Below are 12,975 nucleotides of genomic sequence, written 5' to 3' on the forward strand. Positions count from 1 at the left end.
CCGGGCTGTGGTGGCCGCGCACGTCGGGGGCGTCAGGCCGAAGTCGTGACGCGGTACTTGTTGAGGCTGTCGATGCGCTCGACGGCCTCGGTGATGATGCTGTCCATCAGGTCCGCCACGCTCGGCAGATCCTCGATGATGCCCGCGACCTGACCCGAGGCGAGCACACCGGCTTCGGTGTTGCCCTCCACCAGACCGGCCTTCAGGTACATGGCGGTGTTCGCGCCCATGATGACCTGCGACCAGGTGAGGTCCTTGTGCTTGCGGGTGTTGAGGCCCTCCTTGGCCAGCGTCGTCCACTTCATGCCGGTCATCGACTTGAACTTGGCGGCGTTGACCAGCGCGGCGTACAGGCCACGGATGTTGCCCGAGTGCTCGAGCTTCTCGACCAGCTCGGTCTTGAGCACGCGGTGCGGCATGCCGTCGACCTTGAGCGAGACCACGGTGTCCTGCAGCCCGCGCTTGAGGTACTCCTGCTTCACCGAATCCGGCACGCTGGAGTCCTGGGTCAGCAGGAAGCGGGTGCCCATGGCGACACCGGCCGCGCCGTAGGACAGCGCGGCGGCCAGGCCGCGGCCATCGAAGAAGCCGCCACCGGCCACGACCGGGATGTCGACGGCGTCCAGGACGGACGGCAGCAGCAGGGTGGTCGCGACGGAACCGGTGTGGCCACCGCCCTCGCCGCCCTGCACGATCACGGCGTCCGCGCCCCAGGAGGCGACCTTCACCGCGTGCTTCGCCGCGCCGATGGACGGCATCACGACGACGCCGTTGTCCTTCAGCTTCGCGATCAGCTCCTTCTTGGGAGCCAGCGCGAACGAGGCCACCTTCACGCCGTCGCGGATCATCATGTCGATGCGGTCCGGGGCGTCCGACAGGTCGGCGCGGATGTTCACGCCGAAGGGCTTGTCGGTCTTGGCCTTGGTCTTGGCGATGGCCACCTCGAGCTCGTCGAGGTCCATGGTCGCCGAGGCCAGGATGCCGAGGCCACCCGCGTTGGCGGTGGCCGCGACCAGACCGGGTCCGGCGACCCAGCCCATGCCGGTCTGCACGACCGGGTGCTCGATGCCGACCAGTTCGGTCAGCGGCGTCTTCAAACGCTGGGCGGTCATGCCGTCACTTCCTTCTCGCGGAAACCCTTCGGGTCCAGCACGGTCCGGATGATGGTGAGCTCTTCCTCGGTCGGCAGCCGGGTCTCGCTCGCCTCGGCCAGACCGGCGACCTCGAAGGACGTGTTCTCCGCGACCTCGTCCGCGGTCACACCGGGGTGCAGCGACAGCGCGCGCATGGTGTGGTCCGGGCCGTTGTAGTCGAACACGCCCAGGTTCGAGACCACCCGGTGCAGGTGGTGGAACCGGTAGGCCGGGTTCTCGGGGTCGATCTTGTCGTAACCGATGCCGGAGACGATGTCGACCTGGTCCACGAACACCCGCTTGTTGTGCTTGGGCACGAAGTAGCTGGTGGCGTGGTTGATGGTGTTGCCCGGCGCGCCGCGCACACCGAACATCTGGCGGGTCGGCTGCTTCAGCGGGCCGAACGCCGACAGGTTCTGGTTGCCGAAGCGGTCGAGCTGGTTGGCGCCCATGACCACGTGGCGGCGACCGGAGTTCACGACGTCGAAGACCTTCGAGAACGGGATCCAACCCTCGATGGGAGCCTTGCCGCCGATCGGCGGAACCTCGGCGAAGAACAGCGCCTCACCGTCGGACAGCAGCAGGTCGGGCTCGAAGGTGAGCCGCGCCAGACGCGCGCCGATGGTGGTGACGGTGGACATCGGGGAGGCCATGATCTCGCCCGCGCCCCGGAAGATCTCGGCGGCCGCGACGACGCAGATCTCCGCCCGAGTGAGCCCACCCGTCTCCCCGCCGCCGCCCCTGTGGGAATCGCTACGCGATGCAGTGCTGTTGGTGTCGCTCATTACTTCTGCTCCTCGGCGAAAGCCTTGACGGCGGCCTGGTATTCGGCCTCGGACACGTCCAGGTAGCGAGCCTTGAACTCGGCCCACGACTCGGGCGTCTTGGCGGCCTCGACGTAGTGGCGCTGGAACTTCTCGTCGCGGCCGTAGCCGCCGGAGAAGGTGAAGTGCGCGCCGCCGGGAGCCTCGACGACCCCGTCGACCATCATGCGGTTGAGGATGAGGGCCTGCGTCGGAACGGCTTTCACCAGTTCCTCGGTCTCGACCAGGCGGTCCACCGACAGGTAGCGCTTCTCGGCCGAGAGCATGTACAGGTCGTCCATGTACGGGTCGACGCCGGTGTAGGCGGCGTTGCCGTGCTTGTCGCCCAGGTCCAGGTGCACGAAAGCGGCGTCCAGGTTCAGCGCGGGCATGGCGACCAGGGTCTCGGTCTTGCCGTCCGTCTCGTAAGGCGACTGAACGGTTTTCAGCTCGCCCTCCCAGAAATCGACAACGGCCGAGCCCAATCCGGCGCGGATCGGCAGGAACGGCAGGCGGGCCGCGGCGGCCTGCAGACCGCACTTGACCATGCCCTCGTCCATCTCGCGCACGGTGATCGCACCCTCGGTGCGGGCCTTGGCGAACCACGGGTCGTAGAACGGCGCGGAGTCCAGGGACACGAAGCCGTAGTACGCCTTCTTCACCTTGCCCGCCGAGCACAGCAGACCCAGGTCCGGGCCACCGTAGGTGACCACGGTCAGATCGGTGACGTCCGAACGCAGCAGGGCGCGCACGAACGCCATCGGCTTGCGCCGGGAACCCCAGCCGCCGATGCCGATGGTCATGCCGCTGCGAAGCTCACCGACGACCTCGTCGAGGTTCATTCGCTTGTCGCGCATGGCTTTACTTCCCCTTCTTCTGCGCGGCCAGGTCGTCGTCGAAGCGCGCCCGGATCTCGTCGGCCACACCCGCGAGGTTCAGCTCCATGGTGAAGCCCTGCTCGAAGCGGTACGAGCGGTGCACGTCCTGCACGTCGATGCCGTTGAGCGCCTTCTTGGCGGCGCGGATCACGCGGCCGTCCTTGTTGGCGATGTTCTTGGCGACCTCCATGGCGGCGGCGTCCAGTTCGGCGCGCGGCACCACCTTGAAGACCGAGCCGTAGTGGTGCAGCTGCTGCGCGGTCAGGGTGCCCGCGGTGTAGAACATGGTCCGCATCAGGTGCTGGGGGACCAGCCGGGCCAGGTGGGTGGCCGCACCGAGCGCGCCGCGGTCGACCTCGGGGAGGCCGAAGGTCGCGTCGTCGGAGGCGACGATGACGTCGGAGTTGCCGACCAGGCCGATGCCGCCGCCGAGGCAGAAACCGTTCACGGCGGTGACGACCGGGACCTCACAGTCGTAGATCGCGGCGAACGCGGCGAAGCAGCCGTGGTTCGCGCGGATCAGGGCGGTGTGGCCGGTGTCGGCGTTCATCTCCTTGATGTCCACGCCGGCGTTGAAGCCGCGGCCCTCGGCGCGCAGCACCACGACCCGGGTCTCCGGGTTCTTACCGGCCTGGGTGACGGCGTCGGCCAGGGCGAACCAGCCGTCGGAAGGCAGAGCGTTGACCGGGGCGTAGTCGACAGTGACGACTTCGACGCCCTCGGTTTCGGTGTGACGGTTGATCCCCATCGCGAGTCCCATCGTTGGCAAAACAAGCAAGTGCTTGGTAGGTTAGCACGGTGGGAATCGAAGTAAACCTGTCCGGCTCGGTCGTCTTGGTCACCGGCGGCGTGCGCGGCGTCGGCGCCGGCATCAGCCGGGTGTTCCTGGACGCGGGCGCGACCGTGGTGGCCTGCGCGCGACGGCCCGGCGACACCCCCGTCGAGAGCAATGGCCGCACCATCGACTTCCTGCCGTGCGACGTGCGCGATACGGATTCGGTGCGCGGGCTCATCGAGACGATCGTCGAGAAGTACGGGCGCCTGGACACCGTCGTGAACAATGCCGGCGGCGCGCCCTTCGCCCTGGCCGCCGACGCCAGCGCCAACTTCCACTCGAAGATCGTGCAGCTGAACCTGCTCGCGCCGCTGCTGGTTTCGCAGATCGCCAACGAGGTCATGCAGAAGCAGGACACCGGCGGCTCGATCGTGATGATCTCCAGCGTCTCCGGGCACCGGCCCTCGCCCGGCACCGCGGCCTACGGCGCCGCCAAAGCCGGTGTGGACAGCTTGGTTTCGTCGCTCGCGGTGGAGTGGGCGCCCAAGGTCCGGATGAACTCCGTCATCTGCGGCCTGGTCAACACCGAGTCCTCGCACCTGCACTACGGCGACGAGGACGGCATCGCCTCGGTCAGCGCCACGGTGCCCATGGGGCGCATGGCCACCCCCGAGGACATCGGCCGCACCGCCGCCTTCCTGGCCTCGCCCCTCGCGTCCTACGTCACCGGCAGCGCGCTGCTGGTGCACGGTGGCGGCGAGAAGCCCGCCTTCCTCGAGGCATCCACCGCAGACGTTCCGGCCGTCTCGGGCCACTAGACCGATCGAAAACGAAGAGGTAATCGATATGACGGACAACAAGATCTGCGACGGCCGCGTCGTCATCGTGACCGGAGCCGGTCGTGGCATCGGCCGCGCGCACGCCCTGGCCTTCGCGGCCGCCGGCGCCAAGGTGGTCGTGAACGACCTCGGCGCCGAGCTCGACGGCGCGCCCAGCCCGGACTCCCCGGCCGCGCAGGTCGTCGAGGAGATCAAGGCCCTCGGCGGCGAGGCCGTCGTGAACGGCGACGACATCTCCGACTGGGAGGGCGCGCGCCGCCTCATCCAGACCGCCGTCGACACCTTCGGCCGCCTGGACGTGCTGGTCAACAATGCCGGCATCGTGCGCGACCGGATGCTGGTCAACCTCGGCGAGGACGAGTGGGACGCCGTCATCAAGGTGCACCTCAAGGGCCACTTCGCGCCCATGCGGCACGCCGCCGACTACTGGCGCAACGAGTCCAAGGCCGGCCGTCAGCCCGAGGCCCGCATCATCAACACCAGCTCCGGCGCCGGCCTGCTCGGCTCGGTCGGCCAGGGCAACTACTCCGCCGCCAAGTCCGGCATCGCGGGCCTGACCCTCACCGCCTCGGCCGAGTTCGCCCGCTACGGCATCACCGTGAACGCCATCGCCCCGGCCGCGCGCACCCGCATGACCGAGACCGTGTTCGCCGACATGATGGCCGCCCCCGAGGACGGCTTCGACGCCATGGCGCCGGAAAACGTGTCCCCGCTGGTGGTCTGGCTGGGCAGCACCGACTCCGCCGGTGTCACCGGCCGCATGTTCGAGGTCGAGGGCGGCAAGGTCACGGTCGCCGACGGCTGGCGGCACGGCGTCTCCGTCGACCGCGGCGCCCGCTGGGAGCCCGCCGACCTGGGCCCGGCCGTGCGCGACCTGCTCGCCAAGGCCGTCACCCCGGAGCCGGTCTACGGCGCGTAATACGCACCGCCCGAAGCGCTTCGACCGCCGGTACCCGTCTCGATGGGTACCGGCGGTTCGCGTTTCGGACTACTTCTTCTTGCTGATGCCCGCGACCAGGGAGAAGAGGGCGTCCAGCACCGGGGTCGGGGTCAGGGCGGTGGCGACCACCTGGACCTTTCCGGCGAGGCCGGGAATGTAGCGGGCGCTCGGTCGCTTTGCGGTGAGCGCCTTTTCGACCTCCTTGACCACCGACTCGACGGGCGCGGCGATCTTGGGGACCTGCTGGGACATCCGGCGCAGGCCCGCGAGGTGGGCGGCGTAGAGGGTGCGCTGGTCATCGGTGAGGTGGGCGGTGGTGGAGTCGACCATGTCCGTCGCGCCGAACCAGAGGTCGGTGGCGATCGGGCCGGGCTCGATCAGCGAGGTACGGATTCCCCAGGGGCGCAGTTCCATTCGCAGGGCGTCGACCAGGCCCTCGAGCGCGAACTTGGACGCGTTGTAGGCGCCGGTGCCGGGGGTGGAGATGCGGCCGGACAGCGAGGAGATGAAGACCACCCGGCCCTGGGTGGCGCGCAGGCGCGGAAGGACGGCCTGGGTGACGGCGACCGCGCCGAAGACATTGACCTCGAACTGGGTTCGGAGCTCCTCCTGGGTGAGCAGCTCCACCGGGCCGTCGACGACGACGCCCGCATTGTTGACCACGGCGGTGAGGTCGGCGGGCAGCACCGCGTCGAGGGCCGCGATCTGGTCGGGGTCGGTGACGTCCAGGACGATCGGGGTGATGGCGGGATTCGCGGCGGTCAGGGCCTCGCCGTCGGAGAGCTTGCGGACGCCCGCGTAGACCTGCCAGCCCCGCTGCGCCATCCGCAGGCAGATGGCTTTTCCGATACCACGGGCCGCTCCGGTGACCAAGACAGAATTCATGTGGTCAGCCTAATTCCGTCATGCCACGATGTGGCGATGGGGAATGTCCTGATTGTCGGAGACCTGCACGGAAACACCGAGCACGCGCTGAAGTTGGTGCGGGTCGCGGCACACCGTGACTGCGCGAAGCTGTTCGCGGTCGGCGACTTCGGGGCCTGGGAGCACGCGCCCGCCGGGCGGCGGTACTTCGACGTGGTGAACAAGGCCGCCAAGAAGGCCGGGATCACCGTGTACTTCCTCGACGGCAACCACGACAAGACCTCGCTGCTGCACGAGCTCTACGACGGGCAGCGCGACGACGAGGGCTTCCTGATCTGCCGCAAACACCTGCGGTACGCGCCCCGCGGACACCGCTGGACCTGGGAGGGCACCACCTTCGCCGCGTTCGGCGGGGCCCGCTCCACCGACAAGGGCCGCCGCCTGGCCTGGGAGGCGCGCAAGGCCGCCCAGCTCGACAAGCGCCGCCGCTACGGTTCCTCGAGAAGCCCGGATACCGCGGGCACGCTGTGGTTTCCGGAGGAGGAGATGACCGACGACGAGCTGGCCGAGCTGCTCGCGGCCGACAGCTCGCCGGTGGACGTGCTGCTCACCCACGACAAACCCCGCGCCTCGCAACCGAAGTGGAACCGCAAGGACAAGCCCGAGTGCTATCCCAACCAGGACCGCATCCAGACCGTGGTGCGCACCCTGCGGCCGGACCTGCTCTTCCACGGCCACCTGCACGTCCGCTACACCGACACCATCGCCGCCGGTGACGGCGACTGGACCCGGGTGGAGGGCCTGGCCTGCGATCCGGACGCCTCGCAGTACCTGGAGTATTCGACCGACCACACCTGGTATGTCCTGCAACTCCCTTATGCCGGGGCGGACACGGCCGAACCCCGTTCGCTACCCGCCTGATTCGTCGTAGGAGGAGGTGCCCTCGTCCAGCAGCGGCTCCTCCCCCTTGAAATGCGCGGGCGCGAACACGCGCAGGACGTGATAGCCGGTGATGACGACCAGCGTGCCCAGTGCGATACCGCTCAGGGTGAAGGTGTCGGTGAACTTCATGCTCACATTGCCGATGCCGATGATCAGGCCCGCCGCGGCCGGGACCAGGTTCAGCGGATTGCGCAGATCGACCCGGGCATTGGTCCAGATCTGCGCGCCGAGTAGGCCGATCATGCCGTAGAGGATGACGGTGATCCCGCCCAGCACGCCGCCGGGGATGGCCGCGACGATGGCCCCGAACTTGGGGCAGAGGCCGAACAGCAGAGCGAAGAACGCGGCGGCCCAGTACGCGGCCGTGGAGTACACCCGGGTGGCGGCCATGACCCCGATGTTCTCGGAGTAGGTGGTGTTGGGCGGGCCGCCGACCGCGGTGGACAGCATGGAGGCCGCGCCGTCCGCGGCGATGGCGGCGCCGAGTTTGTCGTCGAGGTCACCGCCGGTCATCTCGCCGACCGCCTTCACATGGCCGGCGTTCTCGGCGACCAGCGCGATCACCACGGGCAGGGCCACCAGGACGGCCGACCACTGGAAGGCCGGGGCATGGAAACCGGGCAGTCCGATCCAATCCGCCTGGGCCACACCGGAAAGATCGAGCCGCCAGTGGTCGGTGACCTTGCCGCTGCCGTCGGCGGAGTGGATCCGCCCGAACACCCGGTCCAGCAGCCAGGACAGCCCGTACCCGAACACCAGGCCCAGGAAGATGGCGATGCGCGCGAAGAAGCCGCGCAGCGCCACCACCGCCAGCCCGGTGAACAGCATGACCAGCAGCGCGGTCCACTGGTCCTGCGGCCAGTAGGTCGCAGCGGTGACCGGAGCCAGGTTGAAGCCGATCAGCATGACCACCGCGCCGGTCACCACCGGCGGCATGGCGGCGTGGATGACGCGCGCGCCGAAGCGCTGCACGGCCAGGCCGATCAGGAACAGGGCGGCCCCGACCACCAGGCAGGCTCCGGTGACCGTGGCGCTACTGCCGCCCTGCGCCCGGATCACCGCGGCAACGCCGACGAACGACAGTGAGCAGCCCAGATAGCTGGGTACCCGGCCGCGAGTGGCCAGCAGGAACAGGGCGGTCGCGACGCCGGACATCATGATGGCGAGGTTGGGATCCAGACCCATCAGGACCGGCGCGACGAAGCTCGCGCCGAACATGGCCACCACATGCTGCGCGCCGAGGCCGAAGGTGCGCGGCCAGGACAGCCGCTCGTCGGGCCGCACCACGGCTCCCGGTGCGGGCGTGCGACCGTCGCCGTGCACCGTCCAGCGGACACCCAAATCCATGAACTGCCCGCTTTCTCCCGAAGGTCCGAAATGCGTCCGCGGCCATCATAATCCGAGCAAACTTGCAGTTCACCACCCCACGCGGCCGGGGCCGATGTCGGGCACGTGGGCTTCAAGATCACCAATGCCCGGATTCACGGCCTGAACCCGCTCCGGAGACAATGCTCCGCAACCTTCACCGTCGCCGGTCCACGCCGTAGCGCCGCCCGATGTCGAACGGCAGCGCGTACGGATTCGGAGCCTCCGCCGAGCCGGATCCGGAAATATTCTGTGAGACACAGATATTCGACGGCTCCACGGCCGCGGGTAGCCATCGACGCAGGGCCGCCGCCACGGCCGGATCGGCGGTGAACTCGCGGCGCAGTGCGGCGACCCGCTCCCGCGCTCGCGCGTACGCGCGCTCGTGCGCCCGCGTAACCGACTGTGCCATACCGGAATCCGGTAGCACCAGGGTGGTGATCCGGCCGTCGAACGCCACCTCGACGCGCACGCCGCCCACCGCGGCGCCGGCGCGGACCCGTTCAACCGCGTCCTGGACGCGCCGGGCCAGGCGCGCCACCTCCTCGAACCAAGCATCCACGGAATTCGGCATGGGGAAAGCCTAGGACGGATCGATGAGATGCCGTGCGGCATAGAGAACTTCGCGCACTCGCCGTCAGGACTGCACGCGAATCCGCTGCATCATGTCGTGATCGGCGTGATCGAGATTATGGCAGTGCCAGACATAGCCGCGGACCTCCCCGTTCACGCAGCACACGTCGCCGAGCTGCCCGGATTGGTTGTAGCCCTGCGGAATATAGGTGGCCACCATGGGTTGCAGGCTTCCGTCGGCATTGAAAGTGCGGTCCTGCACGATGAGCGGGATCTCGAATTCACCGCTGGGCAGCCCGAGCGGATTGCCGTCGCGGCCGGTGTCGAATTCGTCGCGCAGATAATACATTCCGGCCAGTCCGGCCTGGATGTTCAATCGGGTGATCCCCATGGCGTGGTCGTGATACCAGAGGGTGGCCGCCTCCTGCCGATTGCCGTAGGTGAAGGCCGGCCCGCCACCATTGCGCCACCCGATCAGCGGATGCCCGTCGGCGCCCGGAGAATTCGCGCCGCCGTGCAGATGCACGGTGAAGCGCGGATCGGTGCGATCCGCCTCGGTCACGCCGTGCATCGTGGTGTCCACATGCGCAGCCAGCACATGCTCGCCCAGCTGATTGCGAAACCTGATGCGTGCCACACGATCCCGCACGGCCTCCAGGTTCGGGCCGAGCACCGGCTGCCCGAAGCCCCAGCTGCGGGTTTCGGGGAGGTCACGATGGTAGCGGTGTGTCCCCGACATCGCGTCCAATTCCCCTGCCGCCACGCGTGTTTCGGGAATGGGCAGCTCGTCGACGAAAGGCCGCAACGGCGGCGAGTGATAGTTGAACGGCGTCACCGGGGGCGCCGGAAGGGCAGGCAGCGGCACCGGCGGTGGCGGCAGGGGCGACGGTTCGGCCGCGGCCGAGGCCAGGTAGCCCATGCCCGCGATTCCGAAGGCCCCCAAGAGGAACCCCCGTCGCGGCAGGTTCTCATTCATCCAGCTCAACCCCTGGACAATGCCCGACTGTCAACGGGTCCGCCTTCGACGATAACCGACGAACGGGCACGCAACGCCGAAAGCCGCACACCGTAATCCGGTGTGCGGCTTTCGAAACGGTCGGGCGGGACTAGCCCAGGCGCTCGATGATGGTGACGTTGGCGGTGCCGCCACCCTCACAGATGGTGAGCAGACCGTAGCGGCCGTTCACCCGCTCCAGCTCGTTGAGCAGGGTGGAGAACAGCTTGGCGCCGGTCGCGCCCAGCGGGTGGCCCAGCGCGATGGCGCCACCATTGACGTTCACCTTGTCCGGGTCGGCGCCGGTCTCCTTGATCCAGGCCAGGACGACCGAGGCGAAGGCCTCGTTGATCTCGATGACGTCCATGTCGTGGATGGTGAGGCCGGTCTTCTCCAGCGCCCACTGGGTGGCCGGGATCGGCGCGGTGAGCATGAAGATCGGGTCCGCGCCGCGGGCGCTCACGTGGTGGATGCGGGCGCGCGGGGTCAGGCCGTACTCCTGCACCGCCCACTCCGAGGCGAGCAGGGTGGCACTGGAGCCGTCGGAGATCTGGCTGGCCAGCGCGGCGGTGATGCGGCTGCCCTCGGCGAGCGGCTGCAGGCCGGCCATCTTCTCCAGGGTGGTCTCGCGCGGGCACTCGTCGATCGAGAACTCGCCGACCGGGATGATCTCGCGGTCGAACTTGCCGTCCACGATGGCCTTGCGGGCGCGGTCGTGGCTGCGCAGCGCCCACTCCTCCATCTCCTGGCGGGAGATGTCCCACTTCTCGGCGATCATGGTGGCCGAATTGAACTGCGACACTTCACCGGTGCCGTAGCGGTGGTCCCAGCCCTGCGCGCCGACGAACGGCGAGTCGAAGCCGTACTGCTGGCCGGCCAGCATGGCCGCGGAGATCGGGATGGCGCTCATGTTCTGCACGCCGCCCGCCACGATCACCTCGGCGGTGCCGGACATGATGGCCTGCGCGCCGAAGGTGATGGCCTGCTGCGAGGAACCGCACTGGCGGTCCACGGTCACACCCGGCACCGACTCGGGGTAACCGGCGGCCAGCCACGAGGAGCGAGCGATATTGCCGGCCTGCGGGCCGATGGTGTCGCAGCAGCCGAACACCACGTCGTCCACGGCGGCCGGGTCCAGGTTGTGGCGCTCGAGCAGGCCCTTGATGGCGGCCGCGCCCAGGTCGGCCGGGTGCACGGCGGACAGCGAGCCGCCCCGCTTGCCGACCGGGGTGCGCACGGCGTCGATCACGTACGCCTCACGCATCGGCGAGTACTGGCGGCGGGACGGTGCTGACATGAAAACTCCTACTGCTCTAGGCGCGCTGGTCGGGGCTGGTGAGCCCGTCGAGAACGATGGTCAGGTACTGCTTGGCGAGGTTGTCCACGGTGATCCGGCCGCCGGGCTGGTACCAGCGCACCGACACCCAGACGGTGTCGCGCAGGAACCGGTAGGCCAGCTCGATGTCCATCTCCGGACGGAAGCTGCCGTCGGCGACGCCCTTGGCCAGCACCTGGTGCCAGAGCTCGCGGAACTCCTTGTTGTATTCGGCGATGTAGTCGAATCGCGGAGTACCACTGAGGCGTTTGGCTTCGGCCTGGTAGATGGCGACGGCGGCGTGGAACCGGTCGAAGGATTCGTAGGACGCGGTGACCAGGGCCTCGAGGGTGTCGCGCGCGGGCACGCCGGCCGACACGATCTCGCGGTAGCGTCCGAAGAGGTCGTCGAGGAACCCGCGCAGGATTTCGTCCACCATGGCTTCTTTGGAATCGAAGTGGTGGTACAGACTCCCGGATAGAATCCCCGCCGCGTCGGCAATGTCGCGCACCGTGGTGGCCCGCAGGCCACGCTCCGCGAATAGGTTCGCGGCGAGGCCGAGCAGCTCGGTGCGACGTGCCGATTTGGAGGGGTCTGGTTGGGTCACCCCGTCAATATACAACCAAGCATTTGCTTGGTCTAGGCGGTGTCTTATTGCGCCGCCTCCGGCGTCGCGGGGCCACGGCCCTGTTACCTCGGTCTTCCCTCCTCCGCTCCTCCGCTTCGTCGGTCCACACCGAGGCGGGCCGTGGCCTGTGAGTGCCGCATCACCTGCTGGTTGGCGATCAACGCATCGAGAAACGCAGGGGTGAGGACACCGACAGGTCGGCCAGCAGGCGGTCGCAGATGACAATGGGCGAGATCCCCGCCCGGGCCATGCGCGCCACCAGAGCCAATCGGCGCTCGGGGCTGTCCCATTCGACGGTCAGCGGATCGCGGCCCGGGCCGGCGTCCACGGTGGCCATGACCCGCGGCGGCGCGCCTCCCCGCGCGGGTTCCTCGATGAGTTTCAGCACCATGCCGCGCTGCCACGCGCGGTAGGTCTCCATATCCGCGCCGACCACCAATTTGTCGGTGGCGGCGCACAATCCCTGCGCGATCCCGTCGGCGAAGGCCACGTGGTCGTAGCGCAGGCGGCGGCAGGTCCGGACCACCTCGAGCAGGTCGGCCCGCACCTCGCACAGCAGGGCCGTTCGTTTTCGGCGGTGTTGTTCGGCTTCGGTGTCCAGATGCCCGGCGGCCCGGGACAGACCGAGGCGGCGGGCGCGATCGCGGTCGCGGATCATGTCCTGCCGCAACGCGGCACGCGGATCGCGCGTCACGTCGGATTCATCCACCGCGTGTTGTTCGAGGATCTGCGCCGCGCGCATGGCGGTGGCGCACTCCGAGTCGTGGTCGAGTAATTCCGCACCCAAAGTCAGTGCGGCCAGAACGACATTGTCGAGCCTGCGGCGCGCCAGGACGACCTCGCGCACCAGCTCGAGTTCCATTTCCTCGTGGGCTCGTTCTGGAGGTGCTTGTTGTCGGCGATCCGGACCCATGGGTCGTGCCCTT

General features: G+C 68.6%; 14 protein-coding genes. 3 read left to right on the plus strand and 11 right to left on the minus strand.

Annotation, left to right across the window (positions count from 1 at the left end; translation table 11 throughout):
• Positions 1-32: 32 nt before the first annotated feature.
• From ABZ412_RS20950 to ABZ412_RS20965, 4 genes are read right to left on the minus strand one after another with little or no spacing between them, the layout of a single operon-like run.
• Positions 33-1,112, minus strand: coding sequence for a nitronate monooxygenase (locus ABZ412_RS20950; RefSeq protein WP_357282770.1), 1,080 nt, complete (start codon positions 1,110-1,112; stop codon positions 33-35).
• Entirely contained in the window at positions 1,109-1,918 is an 810-nt protein-coding gene (locus ABZ412_RS20955; protein ID WP_357282771.1) for a CoA-transferase, read from the minus strand. The genes ABZ412_RS20950 and ABZ412_RS20955 overlap by 4 nt, the downstream gene beginning before the upstream one ends.
• Positions 1,918-2,793, minus strand: coding sequence for a CoA-transferase (locus tag ABZ412_RS20960; protein ID WP_357282772.1), 876 nt, complete (start codon positions 2,791-2,793; stop codon positions 1,918-1,920). Before ABZ412_RS20960 ends, ABZ412_RS20955 begins: the two co-directional genes overlap by 1 nt.
• A gap of 4 nt (positions 2,794-2,797) precedes the next feature.
• Complete coding sequence (locus ABZ412_RS20965; protein WP_357089788.1) at positions 2,798-3,562, minus strand: enoyl-CoA hydratase family protein; 765 nt, start codon at positions 3,560-3,562, stop codon at positions 2,798-2,800.
• Positions 3,563-3,618: 56 nt separating this feature from the next.
• On the opposite strand from ABZ412_RS20965, the gene ABZ412_RS20970 reads away from it, so the two are divergent.
• Together ABZ412_RS20970 and ABZ412_RS20975 are read left to right on the plus strand one after the other, a co-directional pair.
• A complete protein-coding gene (locus tag ABZ412_RS20970) occupies positions 3,619-4,407 on the plus strand; it encodes an SDR family oxidoreductase (RefSeq protein ID WP_357198814.1) in 789 nt (262 codons plus the stop codon).
• Positions 4,408-4,435: 28 nt separating this feature from the next.
• Entirely contained in the window at positions 4,436-5,347 is a 912-nt protein-coding gene (locus ABZ412_RS20975; protein WP_357282774.1) for an SDR family oxidoreductase, read from the plus strand.
• A gap of 69 nt (positions 5,348-5,416) precedes the next feature.
• On the opposite strand, the gene ABZ412_RS20980 is transcribed toward ABZ412_RS20975, so the two are convergent.
• On the minus strand, positions 5,417-6,253 hold the full coding sequence (locus ABZ412_RS20980) for an SDR family NAD(P)-dependent oxidoreductase (RefSeq protein ID WP_357282775.1): 837 nt from the start codon (positions 6,251-6,253) through the stop codon (positions 5,417-5,419).
• 36 nt (positions 6,254-6,289) lie between these two features.
• Here ABZ412_RS20980 and ABZ412_RS20985 point away from each other — a divergent pair, with 36 nt between their 5' ends.
• Complete coding sequence (locus ABZ412_RS20985) at positions 6,290-7,153, plus strand: metallophosphoesterase (protein WP_357282777.1); 864 nt, start codon at positions 6,290-6,292, stop codon at positions 7,151-7,153.
• Here ABZ412_RS20985 and ABZ412_RS20990 read toward each other — a convergent pair.
• The 6 genes from ABZ412_RS20990 to ABZ412_RS21015 form a co-directional block, all read right to left on the minus strand.
• The gene (locus ABZ412_RS20990) at positions 7,142-8,521 is read right to left on the minus strand and encodes a solute carrier family 23 protein (RefSeq protein ID WP_357282779.1); all 1,380 of its coding nucleotides are present in this window, start codon (positions 8,519-8,521) and stop codon (positions 7,142-7,144) included. The two genes, ABZ412_RS20985 and ABZ412_RS20990, sit on opposite strands and share 12 nt — an antisense overlap.
• A gap of 175 nt (positions 8,522-8,696) precedes the next feature.
• A complete protein-coding gene (locus tag ABZ412_RS20995) occupies positions 8,697-9,113 on the minus strand; it encodes a hypothetical protein (protein ID WP_357282780.1) in 417 nt (138 codons plus the stop codon).
• Positions 9,114-9,176: 63 nt separating this feature from the next.
• Positions 9,177-10,088 carry a multicopper oxidase domain-containing protein gene (locus tag ABZ412_RS21000; protein WP_357282782.1) on the minus strand — a complete coding sequence of 304 codons (912 nt, stop codon included), beginning with the start codon at positions 10,086-10,088 and terminating at the stop codon, positions 9,177-9,179.
• A gap of 130 nt (positions 10,089-10,218) precedes the next feature.
• A complete protein-coding gene (locus ABZ412_RS21005; RefSeq protein WP_357089965.1) occupies positions 10,219-11,370 on the minus strand; it encodes an acetyl-CoA C-acetyltransferase in 1,152 nt (383 codons plus the stop codon).
• A 49-nt stretch (positions 11,371-11,419) separates the two neighbouring features.
• Positions 11,420-12,028 carry a TetR/AcrR family transcriptional regulator gene (locus ABZ412_RS21010; RefSeq protein ID WP_357089804.1) on the minus strand — a complete coding sequence of 203 codons (609 nt, stop codon included), beginning with the start codon at positions 12,026-12,028 and terminating at the stop codon, positions 11,420-11,422.
• A gap of 178 nt (positions 12,029-12,206) precedes the next feature.
• The gene (locus ABZ412_RS21015; RefSeq protein ID WP_357282784.1) at positions 12,207-12,911 is read right to left on the minus strand and encodes a hypothetical protein; all 705 of its coding nucleotides are present in this window, start codon (positions 12,909-12,911) and stop codon (positions 12,207-12,209) included.
• Between the last annotated feature and the right edge of the window lie 64 nt (positions 12,912-12,975).

Origin of the sequence: Nocardia sp. NPDC005746 (assembly GCF_040630785.1) — a bacterium.
Lineage (GTDB): Bacteria > Actinomycetota > Actinomycetes > Mycobacteriales > Mycobacteriaceae > Nocardia.

Coding starts and splice junctions, on each gene's coding strand:
- ABZ412_RS20950 (WP_357282770.1), bottom strand. CDS start 1,112: ATGACCGCCCAGCGTTTGAAGACGCCGCTGACCGAACTGGTCGGCATC.
- ABZ412_RS20960 (WP_357282772.1), bottom strand. CDS start 2,793: ATGCGCGACAAGCGAATGAACCTCGACGAGGTCGTCGGTGAGCTTCGC.
- ABZ412_RS21005 (WP_357089965.1), bottom strand. CDS start 11,370: ATGCGTGAGGCGTACGTGATCGACGCCGTGCGCACCCCGGTCGGCAAG.
- ABZ412_RS20990 (WP_357282779.1), bottom strand. CDS start 8,521: ATGGATTTGGGTGTCCGCTGGACGGTGCACGGCGACGGTCGCACGCCC.
- ABZ412_RS20995 (WP_357282780.1), bottom strand. CDS start 9,113: ATGCCGAATTCCGTGGATGCTTGGTTCGAGGAGGTGGCGCGCCTGGCC.
- ABZ412_RS20985 (WP_357282777.1), top strand. CDS start 6,290: ATGGGGAATGTCCTGATTGTCGGAGACCTGCACGGAAACACCGAGCAC.
- ABZ412_RS21000 (WP_357282782.1), bottom strand. CDS start 10,088: ATGAATGAGAACCTGCCGCGACGGGGGTTCCTCTTGGGGGCCTTCGGA.
- ABZ412_RS20955 (WP_357282771.1), bottom strand. CDS start 1,918: ATGAGCGACACCAACAGCACTGCATCGCGTAGCGATTCCCACAGGGGC.
- ABZ412_RS20975 (WP_357282774.1), top strand. CDS start 4,436: ATGACGGACAACAAGATCTGCGACGGCCGCGTCGTCATCGTGACCGGA.
- ABZ412_RS20980 (WP_357282775.1), bottom strand. CDS start 6,253: ATGAATTCTGTCTTGGTCACCGGAGCGGCCCGTGGTATCGGAAAAGCC.
- ABZ412_RS20965 (WP_357089788.1), bottom strand. CDS start 3,562: ATGGGGATCAACCGTCACACCGAAACCGAGGGCGTCGAAGTCGTCACT.
- ABZ412_RS21015 (WP_357282784.1), bottom strand. CDS start 12,911: ATGGAACTCGAGCTGGTGCGCGAGGTCGTCCTGGCGCGCCGCAGGCTC.